This is a genomic window from Acinetobacter sp. UBA5984, from assembly GCF_002429925.1.
GTDB lineage: Bacteria > Pseudomonadota > Gammaproteobacteria > Pseudomonadales > Moraxellaceae > Acinetobacter > Acinetobacter variabilis.
Genome location: NZ_DJBE01000020.1, coordinates 1 through 23,907, shown reverse-complemented (window position 1 = coordinate 23,907; position 23,907 = coordinate 1). Strand labels below are relative to the sequence as shown.

23 protein-coding genes and 2 pseudogenes are annotated in these 23,907 nt (G+C 37.2%); 15 read left to right on the top strand and 10 right to left on the bottom strand.

Annotation, left to right across the window (positions count from 1 at the left end; genetic code table 11):
- Positions 1-120: 120 nt before the first annotated feature.
- From B3J29_RS03545 to B3J29_RS03530, 4 genes and pseudogenes are all read right to left on the bottom strand, one after another.
- Positions 121-330 (bottom strand): annotated as a pseudogene (locus tag B3J29_RS03545) (IS1595 family transposase); the annotation flags it as partial.
- A gap of 114 nt (positions 331-444) precedes the next feature.
- Positions 445-930: a hypothetical protein gene (locus B3J29_RS03540; RefSeq protein ID WP_286964424.1), complete on the bottom strand. Its 486-nt coding sequence runs from the start codon at positions 928-930 to the stop codon at positions 445-447.
- A complete protein-coding gene (locus B3J29_RS03535; RefSeq protein ID WP_180003502.1) occupies positions 899-1,552 on the bottom strand; it encodes a hypothetical protein in 654 nt (217 codons plus the stop codon). Before B3J29_RS03535 ends, B3J29_RS03540 begins: the two co-directional genes overlap by 32 nt.
- A 217-nt stretch (positions 1,553-1,769) precedes the next feature.
- Positions 1,770-2,675, bottom strand: coding sequence for a hypothetical protein (locus B3J29_RS03530; RefSeq protein ID WP_286964426.1), 906 nt, complete (start codon positions 2,673-2,675; stop codon positions 1,770-1,772).
- 372 nt (positions 2,676-3,047) lie between these two features.
- On the opposite strand from B3J29_RS03530, the gene B3J29_RS03525 reads away from it, so the two are divergent.
- From B3J29_RS03525 to B3J29_RS03495, 7 genes are all read left to right on the top strand, one after another.
- Positions 3,048-4,058 carry an NAD-dependent epimerase/dehydratase family protein gene (locus B3J29_RS03525; RefSeq protein ID WP_286964422.1) on the top strand — a complete coding sequence of 337 codons (1,011 nt, stop codon included), beginning with the start codon at positions 3,048-3,050 and terminating at the stop codon, positions 4,056-4,058.
- 139 nt (positions 4,059-4,197) lie between these two features.
- Positions 4,198-5,592, top strand: a complete 1,395-nt coding sequence (gene fumC / locus B3J29_RS03520) for a class II fumarate hydratase (RefSeq protein WP_034171469.1) — start codon at positions 4,198-4,200, stop codon at positions 5,590-5,592.
- Between the two features lie 239 nt (positions 5,593-5,831).
- On the top strand, positions 5,832-5,987 hold the full coding sequence (locus B3J29_RS03515) for a hypothetical protein (RefSeq protein WP_286964421.1): 156 nt from the start codon (positions 5,832-5,834) through the stop codon (positions 5,985-5,987).
- 338 nt (positions 5,988-6,325) lie between these two features.
- On the top strand, positions 6,326-6,817 hold the full coding sequence (locus tag B3J29_RS03510; RefSeq protein ID WP_005235543.1) for a hypothetical protein: 492 nt from the start codon (positions 6,326-6,328) through the stop codon (positions 6,815-6,817).
- Positions 6,818-7,233: 416 nt separating this feature from the next.
- Positions 7,234-7,836, top strand: a complete 603-nt coding sequence (locus B3J29_RS03505) for a nitroreductase family protein (RefSeq protein ID WP_286964420.1) — start codon at positions 7,234-7,236, stop codon at positions 7,834-7,836.
- A 131-nt stretch (positions 7,837-7,967) separates the two neighbouring features.
- Positions 7,968-8,333 (top strand): immunity protein Imm33 domain-containing protein, encoded by a 366-nt coding sequence (locus tag B3J29_RS03500; RefSeq protein WP_034706678.1) that lies wholly within the window; start codon positions 7,968-7,970, stop codon positions 8,331-8,333.
- Positions 8,334-8,348: 15 nt separating this feature from the next.
- Positions 8,349-8,717: a hypothetical protein gene (locus B3J29_RS03495; RefSeq protein ID WP_312307476.1), complete on the top strand. Its 369-nt coding sequence runs from the start codon at positions 8,349-8,351 to the stop codon at positions 8,715-8,717.
- Positions 8,718-8,751: 34 nt separating this feature from the next.
- Here the strand turns inward: B3J29_RS03495 and B3J29_RS03490 are convergent, their stop codons facing one another.
- Complete coding sequence (locus B3J29_RS03490) at positions 8,752-9,033, bottom strand: type II toxin-antitoxin system RelB/DinJ family antitoxin (RefSeq protein WP_286964416.1); 282 nt, start codon at positions 9,031-9,033, stop codon at positions 8,752-8,754.
- A 685-nt stretch (positions 9,034-9,718) separates the two neighbouring features.
- On the opposite strand from B3J29_RS03490, the gene B3J29_RS03485 reads away from it, so the two are divergent.
- A complete protein-coding gene (locus tag B3J29_RS03485; RefSeq protein WP_286964415.1) occupies positions 9,719-10,486 on the top strand; it encodes an alpha/beta fold hydrolase in 768 nt (255 codons plus the stop codon).
- A 64-nt stretch (positions 10,487-10,550) separates the two neighbouring features.
- Here B3J29_RS03485 and B3J29_RS03480 read toward each other — a convergent pair whose 3' ends face one another.
- The 5 genes and pseudogenes from B3J29_RS03480 to tssH all read right to left on the bottom strand — a co-directional run bounded on the left by B3J29_RS03480 (position 10,551) and on the right by tssH (position 17,545).
- On the bottom strand, positions 10,551-11,477 hold the full coding sequence (locus B3J29_RS03480; protein ID WP_286964414.1) for a M15 family metallopeptidase: 927 nt from the start codon (positions 11,475-11,477) through the stop codon (positions 10,551-10,553).
- Positions 11,478-11,660: 183 nt separating this feature from the next.
- Complete coding sequence (gene icmH / locus B3J29_RS03475) at positions 11,661-12,473, bottom strand: type IVB secretion system protein IcmH/DotU (protein ID WP_286964412.1); 813 nt, start codon at positions 12,471-12,473, stop codon at positions 11,661-11,663.
- A gap of 8 nt (positions 12,474-12,481) precedes the next feature.
- Positions 12,482-13,846: a type VI secretion system baseplate subunit TssK gene (tssK, locus tag B3J29_RS03470; protein WP_286964425.1), complete on the bottom strand. Its 1,365-nt coding sequence runs from the start codon at positions 13,844-13,846 to the stop codon at positions 12,482-12,484.
- Between the two features lie 7 nt (positions 13,847-13,853).
- A pseudogene (tssA, locus tag B3J29_RS03465) lies at positions 13,854-14,856 on the bottom strand (type VI secretion system protein TssA).
- Positions 14,857-14,893: 37 nt separating this feature from the next.
- Positions 14,894-17,545, bottom strand: a complete 2,652-nt coding sequence (gene tssH / locus B3J29_RS03460; protein ID WP_286964410.1) for a type VI secretion system ATPase TssH — start codon at positions 17,543-17,545, stop codon at positions 14,894-14,896.
- A 350-nt stretch (positions 17,546-17,895) separates the two neighbouring features.
- Between tssH and B3J29_RS03455 the strand changes: the two genes are divergently transcribed.
- From B3J29_RS03455 to B3J29_RS03425, 7 genes are all read left to right on the top strand, one after another.
- Complete coding sequence (locus B3J29_RS03455; protein ID WP_286964409.1) at positions 17,896-18,555, top strand: hypothetical protein; 660 nt, start codon at positions 17,896-17,898, stop codon at positions 18,553-18,555.
- A 14-nt stretch (positions 18,556-18,569) separates the two neighbouring features.
- The gene (gene tssB / locus B3J29_RS03450; protein WP_286964408.1) at positions 18,570-19,073 is read left to right on the top strand and encodes a type VI secretion system contractile sheath small subunit; all 504 of its coding nucleotides are present in this window, start codon (positions 18,570-18,572) and stop codon (positions 19,071-19,073) included.
- Positions 19,066-20,547 carry a type VI secretion system contractile sheath large subunit gene (gene tssC, locus B3J29_RS03445; protein ID WP_034171457.1) on the top strand — a complete coding sequence of 494 codons (1,482 nt, stop codon included), beginning with the start codon at positions 19,066-19,068 and terminating at the stop codon, positions 20,545-20,547. Before tssB ends, tssC begins: the two co-directional genes overlap by 8 nt.
- Before the next feature lie 54 nt (positions 20,548-20,601).
- Positions 20,602-21,105, top strand: a complete 504-nt coding sequence (locus B3J29_RS03440) for an Hcp family type VI secretion system effector (protein ID WP_004785894.1) — start codon at positions 20,602-20,604, stop codon at positions 21,103-21,105.
- 75 nt (positions 21,106-21,180) lie between these two features.
- A complete protein-coding gene (gene tssE, locus B3J29_RS03435; protein ID WP_286964407.1) occupies positions 21,181-21,660 on the top strand; it encodes a type VI secretion system baseplate subunit TssE in 480 nt (159 codons plus the stop codon).
- An 11-nt stretch (positions 21,661-21,671) separates the two neighbouring features.
- The gene (gene tssF, locus B3J29_RS03430) at positions 21,672-23,480 is read left to right on the top strand and encodes a type VI secretion system baseplate subunit TssF (RefSeq protein ID WP_286964406.1); all 1,809 of its coding nucleotides are present in this window, start codon (positions 21,672-21,674) and stop codon (positions 23,478-23,480) included.
- Positions 23,444-23,907 (top strand): type VI secretion system baseplate subunit TssG (locus B3J29_RS03425; protein ID WP_286964404.1); only part of this gene is annotated, 464 nt, incomplete at its 3' end. The genes tssF and B3J29_RS03425, both read left to right, overlap by 37 nt.

Below are 23,907 nucleotides of genomic sequence, written 5' to 3'. Positions count from 1 at the left end.
TTTAAGTGATGTGCTGAAAAGGTTACCGACACACAAAGTGACCCAAATTGAAGAATTGCTGCCGCACTGCTGGAAACCTAAATCGAATTAAAAAATAGGTATGGGATTCAGCGGACGCTTACTTTCATCTACTTCTATTGAACCAACAAACTTAGCTCTTAAATCTGTTTGATGATCATAGATAGTTTCTCTAAAAAGCATGTACCAATAGTTAATCGTATTACGATTTAAATTGAGTAATAAGGCTGTTTTGGAAGCAGGAATATCAACACAAAAGCATTGAATAATTTTTTTAATCTTGTAGTGACTTAATTTACTGTTTTCTATCATGATTCTAGACTAACATAATCATTTTGCTAGTCTAGAGCCTTAAGATTTTACTGCTGTGCAACCCTGGGGTTCACAGCTTTTTTAAAACTTTAATATAATGCTTGGCTTGAAAAATTAATCTTTATTGCATTTAGTGTCTTGGCCTAAAGCACGTAGTTTATCTCGCTCCAAACGCTTTTGAAGTAAATTTTGATTGGCTTTTTCTGTTAATAGCTGAGCTTTTATCAAATGAAGAGTAAGCTTAGAATTGTTAGCATCAGATGGCGTGATAGTTGTTTTAAACAAATAGGTGTCATAAGGTGCTTTACCAAAAAAAATGGCAAGATTTTTTTCCCGATCTAAATTTGCATCAACTAATACATATGAATTCGCAGTTTTTACCTGCTCACATCTTAAATACGCTTGCTTTAAATTCGCATAAGCATCTACATATCCCAATGGAACATCTATTGACCCACCTTTGCCAATTGACTTAGAGATTAATTCACTTTCAGAAGTCGGCAAGATCATTTTTACGCAGCCCTGTAATAGGACTAAGGATGCCAATAATCCGAAAGTAGCTGTTTCTTTAATATACTTTGACACTTTTGAGATTTGCATGCTCAACATCTTCAACAATTCGTTTTTTAATTACAATAGAGTCTGGATCGTTTGATTTAAATCTTGAATCCACTTCATATTCAGCAATAAATACTCTTGGCTTGCTGCCTGGAATACGATCAACACCAATCACATAATCTTTATTTTCTTCCAAGGTTATATTTTTAATTTCAGTGAAATAACTATGGTTACCTATTCCGCTAACAAAAACAATGTCATGTTGACCAACCGGTAGTTTTAATTTTGCTTGCGAGTAATCAAATCGAGTCATTGTAGTAGAAGGGCTGATGATTGAATTCTCAACAAATCTTACGCGTTTTCCATCAAAGGTATAAACGGTATATGGGTACGCACTAAGGGAGCCAGAACCCTGAAAAAATGTATAAGGAATAGTTTTTATCGTTGCATATTTTTGCTCTTGGCTAACAAGTTGATTTGTATATGCCGTCAACTTTTCAGAGGTGGGTGCATTCGATGGAGTATTTAAATAACGAGCTTCTTTAGGAATATACAGTGGTAGCATAGAAACAGATTTTTTATCATCTGCAGTTTCTACAACCTGACATCCAGTTAAAAATCCCAATATCCCTAATAGTAAAAAATTTTTTATATTCATTGCCATATATTCAAATCTGATGATAATTTCGTAAATGCAATATACTCATAAAATATTAATATTCAAATAAATTTACTGTATATTCCATATTTTTTTAAACTAACTGGCTGTAATTTAAGTAAAAGTAGCTTTATTTAAGTTTTTTAACGCTGTGCATGCTATCAGGCTGCACAGCCCATTCAATTACGACGAATGTGAATATGGGGGTATATATTAAGGCTCTTTAATTGTCCCTTATTTTTTGAAGAATTATCCCTTTGTCAATTGCAGAGGAAATAAAATGGAATTGCGGTGAATTCTGTTTAGCTTCATGAATCTTCTGTTTTGATCCCAGCATATTGAAAAGTGTTTTTCCTACCAAGTACGCGCCAGACAAAGTGCCACCACTTAACATCATATCCCCGATTGCGGTACTAGCTTCCCATAATTTAGGTTTATTGCTTTTGATATCACTAATTATGGGTTTAAGTGAATATGATGGAAATCTTGAAGCAAAAACTTCCTGATACTCAGTCACAGCTTTATCGAATTGAATAATTTCATTTTGGCGAGATAAAGCACGCTGGTCTTTATCATCAAAGGCAGAGATAGTCCTAAAAAGTTTGTATTTTGTATAATGAAGATTGTCTAGCTGCTCAATATGATCTTCCCTAAATCTCCTTAATACATCTATAGGAACATAAGTACTTGGATACGGCAGACATTTTGCTATCTCAATCCTAATTGAATCTTGTTCCAGTAGATCATCCGATTCAATGCTATTAAATCCAGCAGCAACATTATTATAAATAATCCAGTCAGAGTCTTTGGTCTGTTTTTTTACACTTTGACAAGCAATAAGAGATTCCAAGGCTAAGAGTTGAAACTGGGAACTATGTATTGATTCCGGAGGAGCATTCCTATAAAAATCAATAACACCATTGCTTTTAAACTCATTAACAACTTCATCAGAGCAATCTATATAAGGGATTTGAGTCAAGATTATATTATCCCAATATAACCCATAAAACATTAAATCCTGCCTACTTAAGTCTTTAGCAACTATACCGTTTTCATTATTAGCTGTTGTCCCTGAAAGGATAATCCCTTGAGATACTCGGCGCCTTTTAAATTTTATGATATTGCTCATTTTTAACAATTATTCTTCTTTAAATTATGCACTTTATTCAAAATAGAGATCATTTTTACTCCTTCCACCCATTCACAATATCAACCCAATCCTGCATCATCTTCCTACCTTTCAGTTTTATAACTGAAGATTATAATTTAATAAAAGCTCTCAAGATGAGGCTTAATTCATTGTCATGAATTCCATACATTACATAACAATCAACTTTTGTTCGACCTGTAAAATAAAATATACTTATTGAGCAGATTAGCCGGCTCAGAAGAAATTTTGGGTCGGTTTTCGCGTTTTTGACCCTGTGGATAAGTCGGAGAAAGCACCAAATAAACACCATATAAATTTAAGATACTGATTCTAAAGCGGAGTTAATAAACAATGATTTTAGTGACGGGTGGTTTAGGCTTTTTAGGCTCACATATTGCTTTAAGTCTGATGGCACAAGGGCTAGAGGTCATTGTGGTTGATAATCTGGCCAATGCCAGTCTGCAGACCCTAGAACGCCTTGAATTTATTTCCGATCGCTATGTGCCTTTTGTCAAAATTGATATCCGCAACACTCCAGCATTAAATAAAGTTTTTGAACAGAATTCCGTGCAGGCTGTCATTCATACTGCAAGCTTTAAATCATTAGAAGAATCAGTTTTAAAACCACTTGAATATTATAATGATAATGTCAGCTGTATCATGAGCCTGATGCGTGCCATGCAACGTACCGGAGTACGCAATCTTGTGCATTTGTCTTCATTGACTATATATGGGCATTCTGGAACGGATTTAAAAGAAGATCAGGCTTTCAATTACACTTACCCAAACCCTTATATTAAATCCCAACAGATGGTGGAAGAAATCATCCGGGATACTGCTAAGACGGACAATGAATGGCGTATTGCGATGTTACGTCTTTCCAATGTCGCGGGCGCTTTTGAAAATGGCATTTTAGGTGAATGGGTGCCACCTTTACCAAAGAATATTGTGCCTCTGGCCATGCAGGTGGGTGCGAAGCAACGTGAATATCTGGAATTGCGCCGTCAGGCCAAGACCGAAGACTATACGGTAGAACGCAGCTTTTTGCATGTGATGGATGTTTGTGATGCGGTATTCAAATCACTACATTGGCTATCGCAGCAGCAACAATGGACTTGCGAAGCCTTTAATATCGCTGGAGAGCTAATCTCAATGCAGACTTTGCTGGATCAGGTTGCAGAAGTCACTCAATCCGCTGTTCCTACAGTGGAGGCCTTGCCATATCCGCATGCTGAAATGGATCAGCTGGGTGCTAATACGGATAAGGCCCAACAGTTATTACATTGGCAACCACGTTATACCTTGAGGAAAATGTTAGAGGATGAATGGCTGTTCTATCAGAATACGTTAAGAGGGCAGTGATTTAGAATCCTATAAGCTAATTATTGATAATAATTATCATTTGCAAAATTAATCAAACTCATTAAGATGAATAAATGGAGTACAGCATTGAAGCTGCTGTCTAAATGAGTAAAACATGGAATAACAATTGAGGTTGAGCATGCAAACACGTATTGAACATGACACGATGGGAGAAGTCGCTGTACCGAGTGAAGCACTTTGGGGCGCACAAACTCAGCGTAGTCTACAGAACTTCAAGATTGGCAATGAGCATCTGCCGCGCGCCATGATTCGTGCCATGGGCTTGGTCAAGAAAGCAGCTGCAATCACCAATGCCGAGTTAAACCAGATTCCTCATGAGTTATCGACCTATATCATCGGTGCTGCGGATGAAGTGATTAGCGGTCAATGGGATAGCCAGTTCCCTTTAGTCGTATGGCAAACCGGTTCGGGCACGCAAAGTAACATGAACTGTAATGAAGTGATTGCCAATATTGCTAACCAGAAACTGGGCAATCCTCTAGGTGCACAAAAGCCTGTGCATCCAAATGATCATGTCAACCGCGCTCAATCGACCAATGATTCTTTTCCGACCGCGATTCATGTGGCAGCTAGCTTACAGATCAACGAACTGTTAATTCCGGCAGTGACACGTTTACGTGACACCTTGCATGCCAAATCTCAGGAATTTGCCGAGATTGTAAAAATTGGTCGTACCCATCTTCAAGATGCCACACCTTTAACTTTAGGTCAGGAATTCAGTGGATATGTCTCTCAACTGGATCATGCCTTGATTCGTCTGTATCAAGCTTTGCAAGGATTATATGAATTGCCACTGGGTGGAACCGCCGTCGGTACAGGCCTCAATGCCCATCCAGATTACGCCGTTAAAGCCGCCGATACTCTAGCTGAATTAACGGGTTTTCCTTTTGTCACCGCTCCTAATAAGTTCGAAGCTTTAGCCGGCCGTGATGCAGCAGTTTTTGCTTCAGGTGCTTTAAAGACTTTAGCGGTTAGCCTGAATAAAATTGCCAATGATATTCGCTGGTTGGCAAGTGGACCACGTTGTGGTTTTGGTGAATTACGTATTCCTGAAAATGAACCGGGTTCAAGTATCATGCCGGGTAAGGTGAACCCAACTCAAAGTGAAGCCATGACCATGGTAGTTGCCCAAGTTCTAGGAAATGACACGACGATTAATGTGGCCGGTGCATCAGGGAATTTTGAGCTGAATGTCTTTATGCCAGTGATTGCTTATAACCTGTTGCAGTCTATTCAACTGCTGGGCGATGCATGTAACAGCTTTAACGATAACTGTGCAGTCGGAATCGAACCTAATCGTGACAAGATTGAACATTTCCTGCATGATTCATTAATGCTGGTCACTGCATTAAATCCAGTCATTGGTTATGAGAATGCAGCTAAAGTGGCCAAGACCGCCTATAAAGAAGGTAAAACCTTAAAACAGGTCGCAGTCGAACTCGGATTGGTGACTGCAGAACAGTTTGATCAAGTGGTGCGTCCTGAGAATATGGTGGCTCCAAACGTAAAATAAGTCTTCTAATTATGGTTAAATAATAAAACCCTTTAAATGTGGGCTTTATTATTATATCTAAGGATTATTCATACAAATTTTAATAAAATAACAAGCACATGTTTTTGCTAGAAAATTCTTATTCAATTGAGCTTGTTTATTAAATGCTATGAACCATCTATCGTTCAGGTTTTGACAGATATACAACGAAGGATTACTAATAGAAATTCCCTGATAACTAGAAAAATGAGGTAAGGGTGATGACTGACTTTGATGATGATTTTGATCTGGAAGAGCCCTATCCAGATTATACGAAGAAGAAGTGTAGCAGCTGTAGCGGTACCGGCTATAACGTTGTGGAAGCCAAACAGTGTATCGAATGTATGGGAACCGGAAAAACTGGTGAGATAGATTAACTCAAATTATAATTGTTTATTAAGCCTGCTCTATGAGTGGGCTTTTTTATTCTCCTCATCAAGAGTTCTTAGGTTTATAGATTCATGAGTAAATAAAAGAAAGAATTTAAAATTACGGGTGAAATCGTATTAGAAGGATGTTTAGAGATAACTATTGAAGTTTTTTTAGTGCTAAAGCCTATCCTCATGGCTTCTCATACCGAATTAACATTGAATAAGCGTATATAGCTGCTAAAATGCAGTTCGTTTTTACTGCTGTTTTGTCGTTTATTCAGCATGAGTTTCTATGGCTTATGAATAAACATCCATAAAATGGCAGGTTGTTTAAGGAAAATTTAATGCTTGATATTTATTTAACAGATGTTCAAAAAAAGGTTCAATTCAAGGATTATCCAGGTGAGCATCCTGTTAAATTTATTCTGAATTTTAAAAAGATTTTTCCAAGCGTAATGGAACTTCTTTTACCTGTTCTCCCGGAAAATGAAAATCTTGATGAAATGACGTGGGAATCAACCACTCAGGACTTTGAAACGTTTCAGATGTTATTAACAGGGTGGGGCATTATTGAATTGCGTTTAAATGCGATCACCCAGTATAAAGATAAGACATTTGCAGATCAGTTGGTGAAAGAGGCACAGCAAAAACGCAGAGAATATCAGAAGAAACATCTTAAGCTTTCTAGTGTGGATCTGGATTACCTATTTATGCATGATGTGCATGGCTTGATTGATGCCGAACTGGTAGAACTAGGTGAAAAATTCTATTTACCAACCTTACGTGATCTTTGGAAAAATAAAGTCTCTGCTCAAGTGCTTAATGCCAAATTCTAAGTAAATTTAAGCTGATTTATTCAATTTCATCCTCCAAATTGGGGGATGATTTTATATAGCGATTTCTTAGGATTGACATTTCCCTTATAATAAATAGCCTAAGCAAATTTCTATATTTATCATCAAAACAACTTTCTGCTACATGATTAAACATGGTGACTTATTTTAAAACAGAAAGTGGCTCAGAAAAGAGCATTTATTTTATCGTTTGATAAAAAAATAAATTAAAAAACTATGCTTTATCAAAAGAATATATAAAGATATTACTTTAAGAATATAGCTATTCCAGTCATATTTTTTTAAGCTATCAGTACTAATCAATAAATGAATCACAGAATTCTTATTCATTAGAATTCCTTCATAAAAATAAGTGAAGGTTCCAGTTTTCCCGAAAATATATCCAAGGATTTAACCGAATGTCGAATCAGTTTTTAGATTTAATTACAAAACGCCGTACTATTTATGCCATTGGTAAAAATGTAGAACAGTCTCCTGAATATTTAACTGATTTGATTCAAAATGCGATCAAGCAAAGTCCGTCATCTTTTAACTCGCAATCATCTCGCGCCGTTATTTTATTCAATGGCGAACATGAAAAATTCTGGGGCTTTGTCGCTGATAAATTAAAAAGCTATGCCAAAGATGAAGAAAGTGCTGCAAAAACGACTGCAAAAATGGCAACCTTTGCTGCTGGTATGGGTACAGTTTTATTCCTTGAAGATCAAAATGTAGTAAAAGGCTTGCAAGAGCAATTCCCATCTTATGCAGAGAATTTCCCAATCTGGGCAGAACATTCAACTGCTATTGCTCAGTTCTCTACCTGGACAGCATTGCATACTGAAGGCCTGGGTGCATCTTTACAACACTATAATCCAATAGTAGATGAGCAGGTTCATGCAGAATGGGATATTCCAGAAAACTGGAAACTTCGTGCTCAACTGGTATTTGGTTCAGTTGAAGGCGAAGCGCGTGCGAAAGATTATCTGGAAGATGATCAACGCTTCAAAGTTTTCCAATAAGCTTAATTTTTGATCTGTCTTTAATCCTTTTTAAGGACAGATCTCCAGGTTGTTTATAAAAATACGCATTAGATTTTTTAAAACTAGGCTAAACTAAAGCGGTATTTAAAGAATTTAATGAGTCAAACCGAATGTCGAAAAACACGCAGAAGTTATCACCATTACAGGAACTGATTGCAGAGCAGAAATTGCTGTGTGAAGAGGTCGGTTCTGCCTATGTAGAAGTAAGTGGTGATGATGTCGTTGCAGTGGCTGTACATACCCTGAAGCAGGATCCAATTGTCGGAATCCGTAGAAAGCCTGAAACAGAAGAAAATATTAGCTGGTATATTTATGGTGGTGAACTGGCTTCAAATGAAGATGCTTTTGAAACCATGACTGTGCGTGAGTTACAGGATATCGCCCCTGAAGTTTTACCTTATCTGGCTTTAGAGCAGGGCTACCGCTTCATGATTGATGCAGATGATTATGAAGATGTCTGGAAAGAAGAAAACTAAAAGAAGACCTTCGAAATGATCAAATCCTCATCTTTAATATGTACTTTCTTTATTTGCATGCAATTGAACAATATGGCTTTTGCCAAAAAGCTTTCACAAGCGGATTATGATCAGTTTATTGCTGCGCAAACAAAAATAGTCAATGAAACCAAACATATTTTAGATGAGCCAGATCAGAATGCAGATGCCCAAAGTCAACGTCAGGCATTCTGCCAGCGTTTAACGGCTTATGAAGAGATTCAAAAAGTCTCTGAAGAAAATCAAGAGCTCAATATGGCGCCCACAATGGCGATGATTGCTAAAAGCTTTTTGGATCGACAAGCACAAAGTATGAATAATTCAGGTATGACCACCGCAATATTTTGTAAAAGTAGGGAAGTGTAATTAATCCATAAAAGCAAGAGCATTGTCTTGAGGTTTAATAGCCACCATCATCATTTAAAAATGCATCCTTCTGTTCTGGAGTGGAAACTTTGACAGTTGGAATAGAGGAACTCGCTGCTGTTAATCGAGCTATATTGAAATCCTTAGTTCCTACTTGAGGAATAATAGGTATTTGACCTGTTCGAACAATTTCACCATAAACTATCGTAATTAATTCTGCTGGAGTTAATCCGGCTTCTGTGATCACACATTCTGCTGACTCAACAACGTCTTGATCCACCAAGAATTCAACGCTTTTTTTAACTAAATTGTTCATAAGATAGCCTTAGAATACATTTTATACACTACTTTAAACTATCAGATATGAAGCATATAGAAGCTAACGAAATTAAATCTTCATATCTTATTTAGGAATGTTGATCTTGATAAAAGTATAGACGGATAAAAAAGGGTAGAGTCAAAAAATTAGCCCCTTTTTTCGACTTTCAGCTTGCTTATAAAATGCATAAATACTCTGATACGTAGCATATGGATTTCAGTGCTTTTTAAATTACTCATTAAATAAACTTTATAAAAATCTATTTATATACAAATTTTACCGGGTATATATCAGCTACTTTTGAAATTTATTAAGAAATATTAAATATTTACATGTTTACTTTTTACTCAAACGAAGGGCGGTAAAATCATTGAACGCTAAAATAGCCTAAGCAGTTTTCTACTTTATATTAATTCTCACAAAACTCCATATCCCATAACTAAAACTTAATACCCAAATAAACCTCTAAAACTCGTATATTTCCTAAAAATTTTAAAATATTTTTTTATTAATGATCTAGTGTGACACTCAATTATGAGCAGATATTGCAATTTAGCCTAAGCATATTTTATTTCCATAAAAATAGCCTAAGCAAAATTTTAAATTATGTCATTGGCAATTGATTAACTTCCAATATAACTCCACTATTAACACCTAACATAGGAAATCACGGAATTCTCAAATGATCCTGAATTATCAAATACAAACCCATGAAACATCAACTTTAGCGCCAATGGTATTTATTCATGGTTTATTTGGTAGCTTAAGTAATTTAGGTATGTTAGCCCGAAATTTTTCAGAGCAGACAACTACAGTTCAAATTGATGTCAGAAATCATGGTTTATCTGGCCATTCTTATGAAGTGAATTATCAAATCATGGCTGAAGATATTTTAGAAACTTTAGCCAGTTTAAATATTAAAAAATTTATTGCAGTCGGACATTCGATGGGCGGAAAAATTGTCATGAAACTGGCAGACCTGGCGCCTGATCAGATTGAAAAACTGGTTGTATTAGATATCACGCCAATTCAATATCAAGAAAACCATCATTCTGAAATATTTAAAGCCTTGTTTGCAGTGCAGCAGGCGCAAGTTGCTTCACGGAATGAAGCAGCAAAAATTATGCGTGAATATATCCAAGAGGAAATGGTCATCCAGTTTCTTTTAAAATCATTCAATAAAGGGCAGTGGTTGTTTAATGTGCAAGCACTGTTTGATCATTATGAAGATATTACTACTTGGGAGAAGATAGAAAAAAATGAACTTCCAGCGTTATTCTTAAGAGGTGGAAATTCATTATATATCTCTAAACCTGAACATTTTGAAGCCATCAATCAGCAGTTTTTTCATGCACGGATTGAAGTGATTGAAAATGCAGGGCACTGGCTACATGGTGAAAAGACGGCGGATGTCTTGCAGCATATGCAGAATTTTATTGATGAAAAATAAATAATAGAAATGAGCAGATGTATCTTCTGCTCATTCTTTATGGTTGGGATGTTATTGCATGAGTTTACAGCTGACTTTCATTTATTAATTGATAAGCCATTTCAGGAGTTTTCTTCAGACCAGGCATACGATATTCCGTATGCCCATAATCCTGAATGGTTTTCCATCGTCCCCCCCAAGTGAGTCCAACTGACTCTGCGATTTGTCCATACAGTTGATAACCGCGCATAGCCCATGGATCACGTTCACTAATCACCACTTTGCCATGACGCTTAAAAGCAATATCTGCAGCCAAACCAAACTGATGATAACTCTGAAAGCCTTTGGCACGAGTAATATTACTATTCACTGCCAGCGAATTCTGTCTTTCAGGACTCCGATAGCCTTCAAGCAATACCAGTTCATAACCATGCTGTTCCTGCATGATTTTAAATACCATCAATAAACGCTGCTTAAAACGCGGATTCATCTTGTGCCATTTGCGATCAGCTTGATTCAGATCTTGATAGTGGTTTAAATGTATATCCTGAATATTAGAATTAAATCGTTGCGCTGAAATTACCGGTTGATGGGCATATTGATCTCCCTGTAAAGCTTCCAGAATGAGAGCCTCATCGACTTCTTCAGGTGGAGTCAAAATTTGACCTTCCAAAAGTGCATATATTTGCGGGTCGACTTTTTGTAAATAACGTGCCTCAGACATACTGGCAGAAACAGGCCGAGTCAAAGAAAAAATCAGGATACTGATAAACGATATAGACCCGGCAATCAAGATCCACCATTGTTGTAAATACCAATGTGATTGTAGATAGTCTGGAGAGCCAGCCAGTTTAAATTGATATATAAATTGCTTAATTGTGATGAACTGTTTTTTAGTTTGTGGCAGCCATGCAATTAAAAAGTTCTGTATATGCTGCCTAAGCTCATAAAATTGCATCAAAACCAAAATACAGCTGAGAAGAATAAAGCTGCTAATAATGATAAAAATCATCTAGCGGTCATCCCATTCGAGCAGTTTAATATCAGCCTGATATTAAAATATTCACAAATTAAAGCATTTTTTTCCAGGAAGAAATGGCACATTATTTGATATAAGCTGCTTTGTTTTATCTTCATTTTGATTTTAAGTCATTATTTTTTATTACTTTTTATGGATCATTTATTATAGGCTTCATTAAGGTAAATGAATCGTGATGTAGGCCTGTTCCGCTAGTGCACTCATCACATTCTGATATTGAGTAAAAATTTCTGTAGTTTCACTCGAGAGCATATATTTTAGACCCGCGAAACTCATTAGAGTGAACAAAAGCAAAAATACCAAAATCCATAAAAATGGTAATTCACGATGAATAATATGTTTGATCTTGTCAGGTAGTGCTGCAAAAGGGGAAAACTGCGTTTTCTTACCTTTTAGGTAATCAATCTGTTCACTCACTTGGGTAATCAGCTGATTCAAACTATGCACAGACTCAAGCCTATATTTTCCATGAAAACCTAATAACAGGCAGTAGTGATAGACTTCCAGTACCGCTAAACGTTCATTATCTTTATAACGAATTTCCTCTAGATGCTCAAAGAAACGATAACCTGCAAGTTGAGAACCAAATAAATTTAATTGTAATGGATCCATCATCCAGTAATTTTGCAGATCAAAGAAACGGGCATCCTGCTGCGTGACAATGGTTTCATCTAATAAGGCACAATAAGCATATTTAGCATCCTGAATGTCTTCAAAAGAAAATTGCTGTTTACGTGCTTGATGCTCAAAATAGTTTAGCATTTCCAGAATCTTTTCACGAAACGATGCTGGGTGCGAAGGGATATAATGATTTTTTAGCAAAAAGACAATATAAAATCCGTCATAAAGAAGATCAATCAGATTGGTCGTCATATGAGATTTCTGATCAGTCATTTGAGTAAAAATCTGTCCAGATCCGATCTGGCCATCATCAAATAGTGATGGTGCAGAATTTGTAATTATATTCATAATGATACTTATCCTTTCATGACTGCAATAAGTTCAATCCTGATATCCTGAAATCCATTCGGGATATAAATACAAATCGATTCTGAATCGAACATGCGTTGATACAAATCGTTATTCGGTTCAATTTCGAAATAGCTGACTCCAGAACGAACCGGGATCGCTGTTGGTACCTGAATTAAATGTTGAATTGGAATGGCAGGGAGGGCTGCAATGACTCGCTGTTCAACATCAACTGTACTGCCAACTTTAAAACGGATCGGTACATAAGCAATTAAATCTTGGACAGGCATCGCACTGCTTGAAACAGCCAGATATAGACGCGTATCTCGGGTAATCTTGTCGGTTTCCAGGCTGCCAAGCCAATAGGATGGTCGGGTTTCTTTTAAGGAGATGCTGATATAACGATTCGAGATAATGATATCCAGTAGATTTCTTAAAATAATGTCTAACTGATTGAAGCTTTCGTATAGATGATAGTGCTGATATTTAGGCAGTTGATCGACATCATAAGCAGTCGAAAAAGTTAGCAATGAGCCAGTTAGGCGTAATAGTTCACTATAGAGACGTTCAGGATGAATAATCGGATACTGCAAAATATGGTTTAGGCTCGCATATGCAGTATTTAAGGCATTGACCAGCCAGAAAGACACAATATCCCCAGAGCGGAATTCAATCAGTTTCTGTTCATTTTCCCGATTATTACTCTGGATGGTCTTAATCTTTGCCTGAATTATATTCAAGGTGCGTTGTAAATTAACCAAAAGATTTACATTGGCCTGTATATGTAAAATTGGTGGAATAAATTTATGATCAAAAATAAAATTCCCCGAGCTTTGCCGTTTAATTCGACCTACTGGAAGATATAGATACCCATCCATCTGATGCTGAGGTTCTTGGCTAACTTCAAATATTTTTAATTCAGCACGACGGCGCAATAATGTAATCTGCGCAGTACTTGCATCGGTAAATAAGTCATGAGTTGAACTTAAATGGGAATGATAACGGCTAGGTCGGGCTTGATCAGCATGACTGACATTCTGTTTATTTGGCTGTACCATCGGTAAGGCCAAATAAATTTGCATTTCACTTTGTAAATTTAGGGTATCTAGCTGAACCGGTTCAGGTAATAAATCCTTTGCAGGTGCCTGATAAATTTCCCCATCTTGCCAGATCATTTCAACTTTATTTAATGCCAGAATTTGCATTCCAAGTTGAGCTTCATCAAACTCAATCGACTGAATGCCATGAGCAAAAGGGAGGGTCGCACGAATGGTGTGATTCAGTCGCTGTTCGTGATAGGCATCCTGTAATTGAAAATGTTGAGGTCTTAAAAACAGACCTTCACCCCAAAGTATTTTTTCTGCTTTAAACATTGAGATTTCACCACTCGCAGCTTGATTCATTTTGGGCAGGGATGCCTAATAATTCATGTAGATGTTCTAAAGGATTTTCATTTTTAATCACTTTGGCCAACCACTCATGTAAAGGCATTTGGCTCCATGTAATAGTCTTTTGCAGCATATAGCTNNGGCAGCACCTGACCTGAAGAAAGGTTTATTTCATTTTGAGCAAGTATCTGAGCCAGTTGATGATCGTCTGGAGCCGGAGATGCAGATTTCGCTGAACTTATGTCTTTTTTATATATCCGCTGAGTATTGGCAAAAATAGATTCTAATTGAGCATCAGCTGCAGCAAAACTTGGCCCATCTATTCCAAGAAGTTCATCAAGCGCAGACTTGAACTGTTGCCATTGATGTTGAATATCTAATATATACTGATAATTTTGCTGTTGAACTTCTTTAGGAATATTAAGCAATAACTGCTCAAAATGCTCTAACTTTTGCTCGGAGCCTTCTTGTGCTTCCAAATCATCTACTTGTTGTTTACGTTTTTGATTCTGTAAATATAGAAAATTGTCATAGTCTTTCAGACTATAAAAAGGAGATTGCTGAATAAGAGGAACCTGTTTAATTAATCTCGGAAGTTGATTAATAAAACCTTCCAATAATCCCAAGCGTTGATCCAGATCATTCTCTTCAATTTTAGGATGCAGTTGCAACCAGTATTGCTCCAAGCTACGATGACAAAGTTCCAAACCACAGGCAACACCTTCAAAACCATATAGATGACTCCAAGCTTCAATCAGCCAGGTATATAAACGGATATCTTTGGTTTTTTCGGTCAGTAGTTCTATCGACTTTATTTCTACTAAAGCCCAATCTGCTTGCTTGGGTTCGGCAACCCATTCTCCCTGATCCAGTAAAGGATCATCCTGCATTCTGGCACTTTTAATACTTAGAAATTCGTTCGAAAATGAGCAATCTATACCGCAAGGATGCTCTATAGAAATTTCTTCAAATAAATATTCAAATTTCAATGTCATTATGAATCCTAATTATTCTTATTTTAATCTTTGCTGTTTAAGCAACATTTGTCTTATTTTTCTTGGAATGCCTTTTTTTAAGCACTGATAATTCTGTATCCAGATGATAATAGAAAGTATCTTTCTGAACATCGATATGAATCAGTTTTGGCAGTTGGTTTTCACTCATAGCCACCAGTAATTTTGTCGCCAGATCTGGCAATATGGATGCATTTAAAATGTGATCAATATTTCGTGCACCACTATCTATTTCTGTACATCGACTGAGTAATAATTCTAGTACCTCATCGCTATAGCTCACTTGAGTCACATACTGCTGCTGAATCCTCTTAGTAATTCTCCCTAATTTATGCTGAATTATCTGGATTAACAGTTCATCTGAAAGCAGATAATAAGGAACAATTCGCATGCGTCCTAAAAATGCTGGTTTAAACTGTTTATAAAGACTCGGTTTTAGCTGCTCAATTAATGTATCTGCATCTGGCCATTGATCAACTTCTTGATTTATACAGGCTTGCATAATGACATGTGAACCGACATTCGAAGTCAGCAATATGGTGGTATTTTTAAAGTTAATCAGGCGACCTTCGCTGTCTTCGAGCACACCTTTATCGAAGACCTGATAAAATAATTCTTGTACATCTGGGTGGGCTTTTTCGATTTCATCCAGAAGTACCACACTATAAGGATTGCGGCGAACGGCTTCTGTTAATACACCACCTTGACCATACCCAACATAGCCCGGGGGTGCACCTTTCAAAGAAGAAATTGTATGTGCCTCTTGATACTCGGACATATTAATCGTGATTAGATGCGATTCACCACCATAGAGTTCCTGAGCAAGAGTGAGGGCTGTTTCGGTTTTTCCAACTCCACTTGGACCGGTGAGTAAAAATACTCCTTGAGGTTTATTTGGATCTTCCAATCCAGCCTTGGACGTTTTAATGCCTTGAACCAGTTGTTCTAAAGCATAATCCTGACCCATGACTCGCTGTGAGAGTTTGTTTTTTAGATCAAGAATCTGCGAAATATCATCACTCATCATTTTACCGACTGGAATTCCAGTCCAGTCCGAGATAATCTCATTAATAATGTCGGCATCTACACGTTCATAAACCAACGGACTTTGCGCCTGAATCTTAGCTAATGTTTGACGTAGTTGATGAATCTGGTATTGATCAATCGATGCTTCAGATTTAGTTAAGCCATGAATCTCATGAATAAGCTGCAGCTCTTGTTGCCATTGATCATGAGTCTGGTTAATCTCTTTTTCAATGGAATGAATCATATCTGACAACTCTTGTAACCGATCGGTTCGAGATGAAGTTGTCTGTTCTTGATCAAGAAGGTGATATTCTAGCTTGAGATTATGCAGCTGAGCCTGTAACTGATCTAATTTGGCTGGTTGAGCATTTTGGCTCAAGGCCACCCGTGCAGCCGCAGTATCTAATACACTAATTGCTTTGTCCGGTAACTGACGGCCACTGATATAACGATGTGATGCATGCACAGCGGTACGAATGGCTTCATCATCAATCTGGATTTGAAAATGCTGGCTCATCACAGGAACCATAGCACGAAGCATATCGATGGCGACCTGCTCAGTTGGTTCTTCAATTTTGATTACCTGAAAGCGGCGGCTCAGTGCAGCATCTTTTTCAAAATAATGTTTATATTCAGCCCAGGTAGTCGCTGCAATGGTTCTTAATTCACCACGTGCTAGCGCCGGTTTTAATAGATTTGCCGCATCATTCTGGCCAGCTTGGCCACCAGCACCAATCAGCGTATGTGCTTCATCAATGAAAAGAATAATAGGGTGGGTAGAGGATTGTACTTCTGCAATGGTCTGCTTGAGGCGATTTTCAAATTCACCTTTGACACTGGCACCTGCCTGTAATAAGCCCATATCCAATACGTGCAACTCAACTGTTTTAAGGGCATCCGGAATTTGGCCATTGACAATTTTCAATGCTAAACCTTCAACTACAGCAGTTTTCCCCACGCCTGGTTCACCAGTGAGAATAGGGTTGTTCTGACGACGGCGCAACAAAATATCCAGCATTAACCTGATTTCAAATTCACGCCCAATCACCGGATCAATATCACCACGACGAGCCTTTTCAGTCAGATTAATCGTGTATTGGTCAAGTGCGGGTGTCTTTTTTGGAACATTAGATAAATCTGGAGAAGGAATAGAGGGTTGAGGCACTTTAAGTTGTTCAATACTTTTCTGGCATTGTTCCAGAAATTGATGCTTCATACTGCCCACTGGAAAATGTGAAAACAGTGAAGATGCCCGAAGAGCAATTTGATAAAGCTCTGGCGAAATCAGTAAAGCGACTAACAAGTGGCCACTACGAATCACTGGGTTTTGATCTGCGGATGCCAGCAACCAGGCCTGTTCCAAGAGCTGAATAATCGATTTGGCAAAAATAGGGGTACGGGAATTTCCCTTGCTAAACTGCTGGATACTTTGTTCAAGCTGATTAATCAGATGGTCTTTATCAATACAATGTTTTGCTAATAATATTTTTAAATCATTCAATTCTGGATGCTGGAGTAATTCTAGAAAAAAATGCTCGATCTCAATTTCATAATTTTTTTGATGGATACAGGTATTGGCAGATTTCTCAAGACATAGGCGTGCATGTTCAGAAAGTTTCAAAATCAAAATTTTTAAATTATTCATGAGTTTCTCATTATTTCTAGCACACACAACTTTATAATTTTAAATAGATAGCTGTGTTTTTTGTTTTTATTACGATGAACGTTTTTCTATTTTTATCCGGCCCATATTTATACTTTTTATGAAAATTGACCGAACAATTTTGGCTCATTTTACTCAAATAAAAATAAAAGTCTGTATCTTTCATCAGAATTTTGTCAATTCTTAAAATTTTTAGTCACTAAGTCCGTTAATCTTTTTTAGCTTGACTTCTCCTTAATGTTTTATGTTAAATCCGCCAAACGATTGTCAAATAAAAATAATATTTAGACATTAAAAAATATAACAACAAACAAAAACAACTGAGGCTCATTTTGAAAAAGTATATAAGTTTCATATCATTATTTATATTTGGTACAGCCTGTCTTTACCTTCCACAAGTACATGCTGCTGAATTAAAAAAATCATGTATTAAGGCCAATCCTCATGCTGCGGGTGAAACAGACCCAACATTAATTGGCTTATATCAACAGCTTTGTGATAAATCGGCGAAGAAAAATATTTCTTTACAACATGAACTAAATACACAAATTGCTAAACGTTATGTGGAGTTAGGTTCTCATCTCAAAGCACTCAATTTGATTGATCAATTGCACCGTCAACAACAGCATAACCAGACTTTAACAGACTTGGTTTTTATGGCAGGAGTCGCTATTTCATCGAATGCTTTGCAACAAATGCGTAGTATAGAAGTTCGTGCCTTAAATGAAACGACCTATCCTCAAGCTAAACTGTTGGCTGAGAATATTCAGTTTGCAAAACCTGTACCAGCATCGGTTGAGCCTAAATCATATACTGCTTCAAATATTAAGAATATCAAGAAACAGACTGCTGTAAGTATGAAGCGATCTACTACGTCCAGCACTAAAACAAAAAATGTAGTCAAATCTGCCTCTATTAAAAAGACTGAAAATATCAGTACTCGCACCAATACAGCCAGTTCTAATCCATTTGGTTCATTAAAGAATAATTAATAAGGAAACACACAATGGCCAAACGTGAAAGCGTACAGAAAAAATTACAGCGGATCCGACCACCACGTGTGCAGCTAACCTATGATGTGGAAGTAGGTGATGGAAAGGAAATCAAGGAACTACCATTTGTTGTAGGTGTTTTAGGCGATTTTTCTGCTTCCTCTGAGCTGGAAAGAACCAAATTAAAAGATAAAAAATTTATCAATGTCGATTTAGAAAATATTGATGAAGTGATGGAATCACTTGCTCCGCGAGCAAGTTTTCAGGTTGAAAATACTTTAACCCAAGCCGGCGGCACTATGGCGATTGACCTGGTATTCAATGGGATGAATGATTTTCGCCCAGAGCAAATTGTGCAACAGGTGGAACCGTTACGTAAGCTGGTTGAAGCACGTGGACGTTTGACTGATCTGCGTAATAAAATTTCCAATAGTGAACGTCTGGAAGATTTATTGGATGAAGTGCTGAAAAACACGGATCAAGTACAAAAGATCAGTGTGGAGGCTGGTGATGAATAATTATAATGCTGCAACTGCCATAGATACTGCACTTGAAGAACATTCACTTTTGGATTCAATTGTCGAGCGTAGCCGTATTGCTCGTACTGAAAAAGAACATGATCGTGCTAAAAGTTTGATTGGTGAACTTGCTAAAGAGGTTATGGCAGGGACCATTACTGTTTCTGAGAATATGACGCTGGCACTTGATAAGCGTATTGCTGAAATTGATGCCATGATTTCAAGTCAGCTTAGCAAGATTATGCATCATGAAGCTTTTCAAAAAGTTGAGTCTACTTGGCGTGGTTTATATTATTTCTGCCAGGAAACACCAGCACATTCTTTAATCAAGATCCGGATGATGAATACTACAAAAAGGGAACTAATTAAAGATTTCCAAAGTGCGACCGATTTTGATCAAAGTACGTTATTCAAGAAAATCTATGAAGAAGAATATGGTTCATTCGGTGGTGCACCTTATGCAACGCTGATTGGTGACTATGAATTTGACCGCACACCTGAAGATACGTACCTTCTGGAACAGATTTCTCATGTCGCTGCGGCAGCACATGCGCCATTTATTTCTGCTGCAAGCCCATCAATGTTTGGACTAGAATCATTTACTGATATTGATCGTCCACGTGATGTTTCTAAAATTTTTGAAACAGCAGAGTATGTACAGTGGCGTTCTTTCCGTGAAAGCGAAGATGCTCGCTATGTGGCACTGACTATTCCTCGAGTACTGGGACGCTTACCTTATCATCCACGTGAAGGTACAGTGACTGAGGGCTTCAATTATATCGAGGAAGTTTCTGGTGAACATCATAATGAATACCTCTGGATGAATGCAGCTTATGCGTTTGGCACCCGTTTGACCAATGCCTTTGATCTGCATGGCTGGTGTGCAGCCATTCGTGGTGTGGAAGGTGGTGGTCTGGTTGAGGGCCTTCCAGTACATAGCTTCAAGACCAATGATGGTGAAGTAATTTTTAAATGTCCAACAGAAATTGCCATTACCGATCGGCGTGAAAAAGAGCTGAGTGATCTTGGTTTTATTCCTTTAGTTCATTGCAAAAATACGAACTATGCTGCGTTCTTTGGTGCACAGTCTGTGCAAAAAGCCAAAAAATATGACAATGATATTGCTAATGCCAATTCTGCATTATCAGGTCAAATTCAATACATTATGGCAGTTTCACGTATCGCTCATTATTTAAAAGCCATGATGCGGGATAAAGTGGGCAGTTTTGCCTCGGCTGGAAATGTTGAAGCCTTTCTTAATGACTGGCTGTCTCAGTACATTTTACTAGACGACGGTGCTTCACAAGAAGCAAAAGCTCAATATCCGCTTCGTGAAGCTTCGATCAAAGTTGTAGAAAATCCAGCTGAACCTGGTCACTACAAGTCTGTGGTTTTTTTAAGACCACATTTTCAGTTAGATGAGCTCTCTGTATCACTCAGGCTGGTCACTGAATTGCCGCAGTCAAGTCAATAGGACTACTGCGATTAAAGAACTATAAGTATTTATAACAATAGGATAATTATTAAAATGAAAGACATTTACGTCCAATTTCGTGGCAAATATAAAGTCGATGGCGAATCACGCGATTCTGAACATAAAAGCTGGTTAGAAGTAAATTCATGGGCACACCATATCCGTCAGCCTAAATCCGCGACCTCTTCAAGTGTGGGCGGCCATACTGCAGAACGAGTTGAGCATTCTGATATGGTCTTTGTAAAGGATCTGGATGCAACGAGTCCAAAGCTTTGGGAGGCTTGCTCTGCAGGGTATACCTTTGATGAAGTACAAATTGATTTTTATCGTGCCAACGGTGACAAACGTATCAAGTATTTGCAGATCAAACTCAAGCATGTCTTGGTTTCTCAAGTGACACCAAATGTGAATCAGGAAGGCGTTCCCACTGAAACATTTGGTTTGAAATATGCTGCAGTTGAGTGGACTTATAATCAGCAGGATATTAACGGTTCGCAAAAAGGTGCAGTTACCAAGAAATGGTCATTATCAAATAATACTGCTTCTTACGCAGCTTAATTTACATAGCCTGGATAAAGGCTGATATCCCTAGCCTTTATCTTTCTCTTTTAGAAAATATCTAATGAAAAGAATATGAATCTGGATCAACTTTATCCTTATGGATTTAGAAGTACGTTATTCGAACGTTTATTACCTGTAGATGATCAATACAATGGACAAGGTTTGTCTATACAAGAATTAAGACAATCCATTGCCCATGATCTCGAAGATCTTTTAAATAATCGGATGACTCGCCTGAACCAAACGGAAGAGCATTATCCTGGGATAAAAAATTCAATTCTGCAATTTGGAATTATTGATTTTGTTGGCTTGTCGACTGCGAATCCTACAGATCGTGACAAAATTTGCCGTTCAATTGAGCAGTCTATCAGTGCACATGAACCGCGTTTAAAACAGGTAAAAGTAGAGATGCTCATTAATGAAAACAACATGAGTAGCCTGTATTTAAGTATTTCAGCCTACTTAAATATTTCACCTTTATATGAGGTGGTGATGTTTGATGCATTACTTAAACCAACAACACAGCAATACGTTATCTTGGCTCGGAAATAAGCAGGCTGCATGTGATTGAAGATTTACTACCATATTATGAAAAGCAGTTACAGGAGTTTAGCCAGCAATCACGAGAGTTTGCTACTAAATATCCTAAAATTGCGCAACGCTTATCTTTAAATCAAGAACATATTGATGATCCACATATTGAACGGCTGATACAGGCATTTTCGCTGATTTCCGCACGTATTGATAAAAAGCTGAATGACAGTTATGAAATCTTTACACGCTCAATTTTTGAGGTGATGTTTCCACAATATCTAAAAACTTTTCCTGCCTGTTCACTCGTCAGCTTCGAAGATAGCAATAAGACAAAGAACTTAAAAGAAGACTATATAATTCCGAAAAATACAGTCTTAAAGGCGCGCAGTATTCGTGGTGTCCAGTGTGAATACCATACCGTGAATGATGTCACTTTATTACCAATTCAGTTGAAAGAAGTGAGCTTTAAAACGCATCCTTCTGCCTATATTCATTTGAATCGTAATGCCACACTTATTATAAAATTTGAAATATTTAATCAGCAACTTGAACTATTAGCCCGACAAAAATTGTCTTTATATCTGGATGCGATTTCTAATTTTCCCTTACAGGTTCTCGATACGATTTTTAAGTCTGACACCCATTTTTCTTTAAAATATCAGAATCACGAAGTTGATATTGCTCGTCCATTTGAAGTGATGGGTTTTACTGAGGAGGAAAGTATTCTTCCGATTGATCAACATACACATCAAGCTTATCGTCTGTTGACTGAATATTTCTGTTTTCCAGAAAAATTTAATTTTTTAAATCTCAATTTAAATTTTTTAAAATCTGTGATGGAAGATATTACAGATTTCGAATTGCAGATTCATTTTAAGGTAGACCTGAATGATCAAGCGGTCATCCGAAATTATGCAGAGTTAAATAGTGCAAACTTCAAGCTGTTTAGCACACCAATCGTCAATTTGTTTGAAAAACAGGCTGAACCTCAAAAAATTGATCATCAACAACTCGAATATCCTTTAATCAGTGATGCTCATCATCCTGAATATTTTCAGGTTTACGGCATTACTGAGATGAATCTCTTAAGAGAAAAGAGTGACAAGAATCAACTGATTTATAAAGTATTGCCATTTTTTGCCATGAGTCATTCTCATCAGGAGAACCAACAGTTTTTCTATCAGCTTTTACCAGCAGCGAATAAAAATAACAGTATTGATTTTAAATACTCGATTATTTCCAAGAATTTAAAACCGGGAACGACGACTTCTGATTTTATTAGTGTACGTTTACTATGTACTAATAGGGATTTGCCTTATCAAAGTTATCATCAGGATCAAAACAGTTTATCTCTCAATGAAAATCATCTGGTACGGAAAGGTAAATTATTAAAACGGCCGAACTTACCTTATCGTTTTCAGCAAAAACAGCTAGAACAATGGCGAATCATTTCTCATCTGTCTTTGAATAATTTGTCTCTGATGAAAGGGGATTCAGTTAGTCATATGAAAGAGCTGTTTGAGCTTTATAACTTACCACAAACGAAAGAAAATCAGCACATTATTAATTCAATTCAGGCGATTGAGTTTTCCTTGGGACAAAAGCTGATTGATCATCATCCATTTCCACTGTTTGTTCGAGGGGTTAAAGTCGAGATCCAGCTAGATACCCAAGTTTTTCGGGGTACAAGTATTTATATTTTTGCCCAGATTCTAAATCATATTTTTAATTTAAAAGTTCAGATGAATAGTTATGTGGAGATGACTGTGCTGGACTCAGAATCAAAACAGGAGTTATACCAATGCGTGCAGAACGTTGGTGGCAAGAGACTTCTGTAATTGATCAGCTCTATCAGCGACCGACTGCATTTGAACTGGTTCAGGCAACGCGGTTACTACGACATGATCCTCAGCAGCAAAATCAACAAAAATGGAATAATACTTTTTATTTCTTAAGTTCATTGAATCTGAATTTTCCAGTATCTGAAATTGAATCACTTCAGCTAGACAATGAAAGGGTACAAATCACTAATCTGATGCTGGGGCTGACGGGGATTCAGGGGGTATTACCTTATACCTACACCCATAAAGTCAGACATGCAGTACGCCAACAGCGTGAACAAAGTCTGTATTTTTTAGGGCTGTTTAATAACAAACTCACTGTGCAATATATAGATGCCTGCCTGAACTACAACTTGCCTGTGCGGTATGAAATTGAACAGGATAATCACTACTTAAAAATTTGGTGGTGTTTCAAAAAGTATGC

Coding starts and splice junctions, on each gene's coding strand:
- B3J29_RS03515 (WP_286964421.1), top strand. CDS start 5,832: ATGACTGACTTTGATGATGATTTTGATCTGGAAGAGCCCTATCCAGAT.
- tssH (WP_286964410.1), bottom strand. CDS start 17,545: ATGAATAATTTAAAAATTTTGATTTTGAAACTTTCTGAACATGCACGC.
- tssE (WP_286964407.1), top strand. CDS start 21,181: ATGAATCTGGATCAACTTTATCCTTATGGATTTAGAAGTACGTTATTC.
- B3J29_RS03495 (WP_312307476.1), top strand. CDS start 8,349: ATGATCAAATCCTCATCTTTAATATGTACTTTCTTTATTTGCATGCAA.
- B3J29_RS03510 (WP_005235543.1), top strand. CDS start 6,326: ATGCTTGATATTTATTTAACAGATGTTCAAAAAAAGGTTCAATTCAAG.
- B3J29_RS03525 (WP_286964422.1), top strand. CDS start 3,048: ATGATTTTAGTGACGGGTGGTTTAGGCTTTTTAGGCTCACATATTGCT.
- B3J29_RS03530 (WP_286964426.1), bottom strand. CDS start 2,675: ATGAGCAATATCATAAAATTTAAAAGGCGCCGAGTATCTCAAGGGATT.
- B3J29_RS03480 (WP_286964414.1), bottom strand. CDS start 11,477: ATGATTTTTATCATTATTAGCAGCTTTATTCTTCTCAGCTGTATTTTG.
- tssB (WP_286964408.1), top strand. CDS start 18,570: ATGGCCAAACGTGAAAGCGTACAGAAAAAATTACAGCGGATCCGACCA.
- B3J29_RS03500 (WP_034706678.1), top strand. CDS start 7,968: ATGTCGAAAAACACGCAGAAGTTATCACCATTACAGGAACTGATTGCA.
- tssC (WP_034171457.1), top strand. CDS start 19,066: ATGAATAATTATAATGCTGCAACTGCCATAGATACTGCACTTGAAGAA.
- icmH (WP_286964412.1), bottom strand. CDS start 12,473: ATGAATATAATTACAAATTCTGCACCATCACTATTTGATGATGGCCAG.
- B3J29_RS03540 (WP_286964424.1), bottom strand. CDS start 930: ATGCAAATCTCAAAAGTGTCAAAGTATATTAAAGAAACAGCTACTTTC.
- B3J29_RS03440 (WP_004785894.1), top strand. CDS start 20,602: ATGAAAGACATTTACGTCCAATTTCGTGGCAAATATAAAGTCGATGGC.
- B3J29_RS03490 (WP_286964416.1), bottom strand. CDS start 9,033: ATGAACAATTTAGTTAAAAAAAGCGTTGAATTCTTGGTGGATCAAGAC.
- B3J29_RS03535 (WP_180003502.1), bottom strand. CDS start 1,552: ATGGCAATGAATATAAAAAATTTTTTACTATTAGGGATATTGGGATTT.
- B3J29_RS03505 (WP_286964420.1), top strand. CDS start 7,234: ATGTCGAATCAGTTTTTAGATTTAATTACAAAACGCCGTACTATTTAT.
- fumC (WP_034171469.1), top strand. CDS start 4,198: ATGCAAACACGTATTGAACATGACACGATGGGAGAAGTCGCTGTACCG.
- B3J29_RS03485 (WP_286964415.1), top strand. CDS start 9,719: ATGATCCTGAATTATCAAATACAAACCCATGAAACATCAACTTTAGCG.
- tssK (WP_286964425.1), bottom strand. CDS start 13,846: ATGTTTAAAGCAGAAAAAATACTTTGGGGTGAAGGTCTGTTTTTAAGA.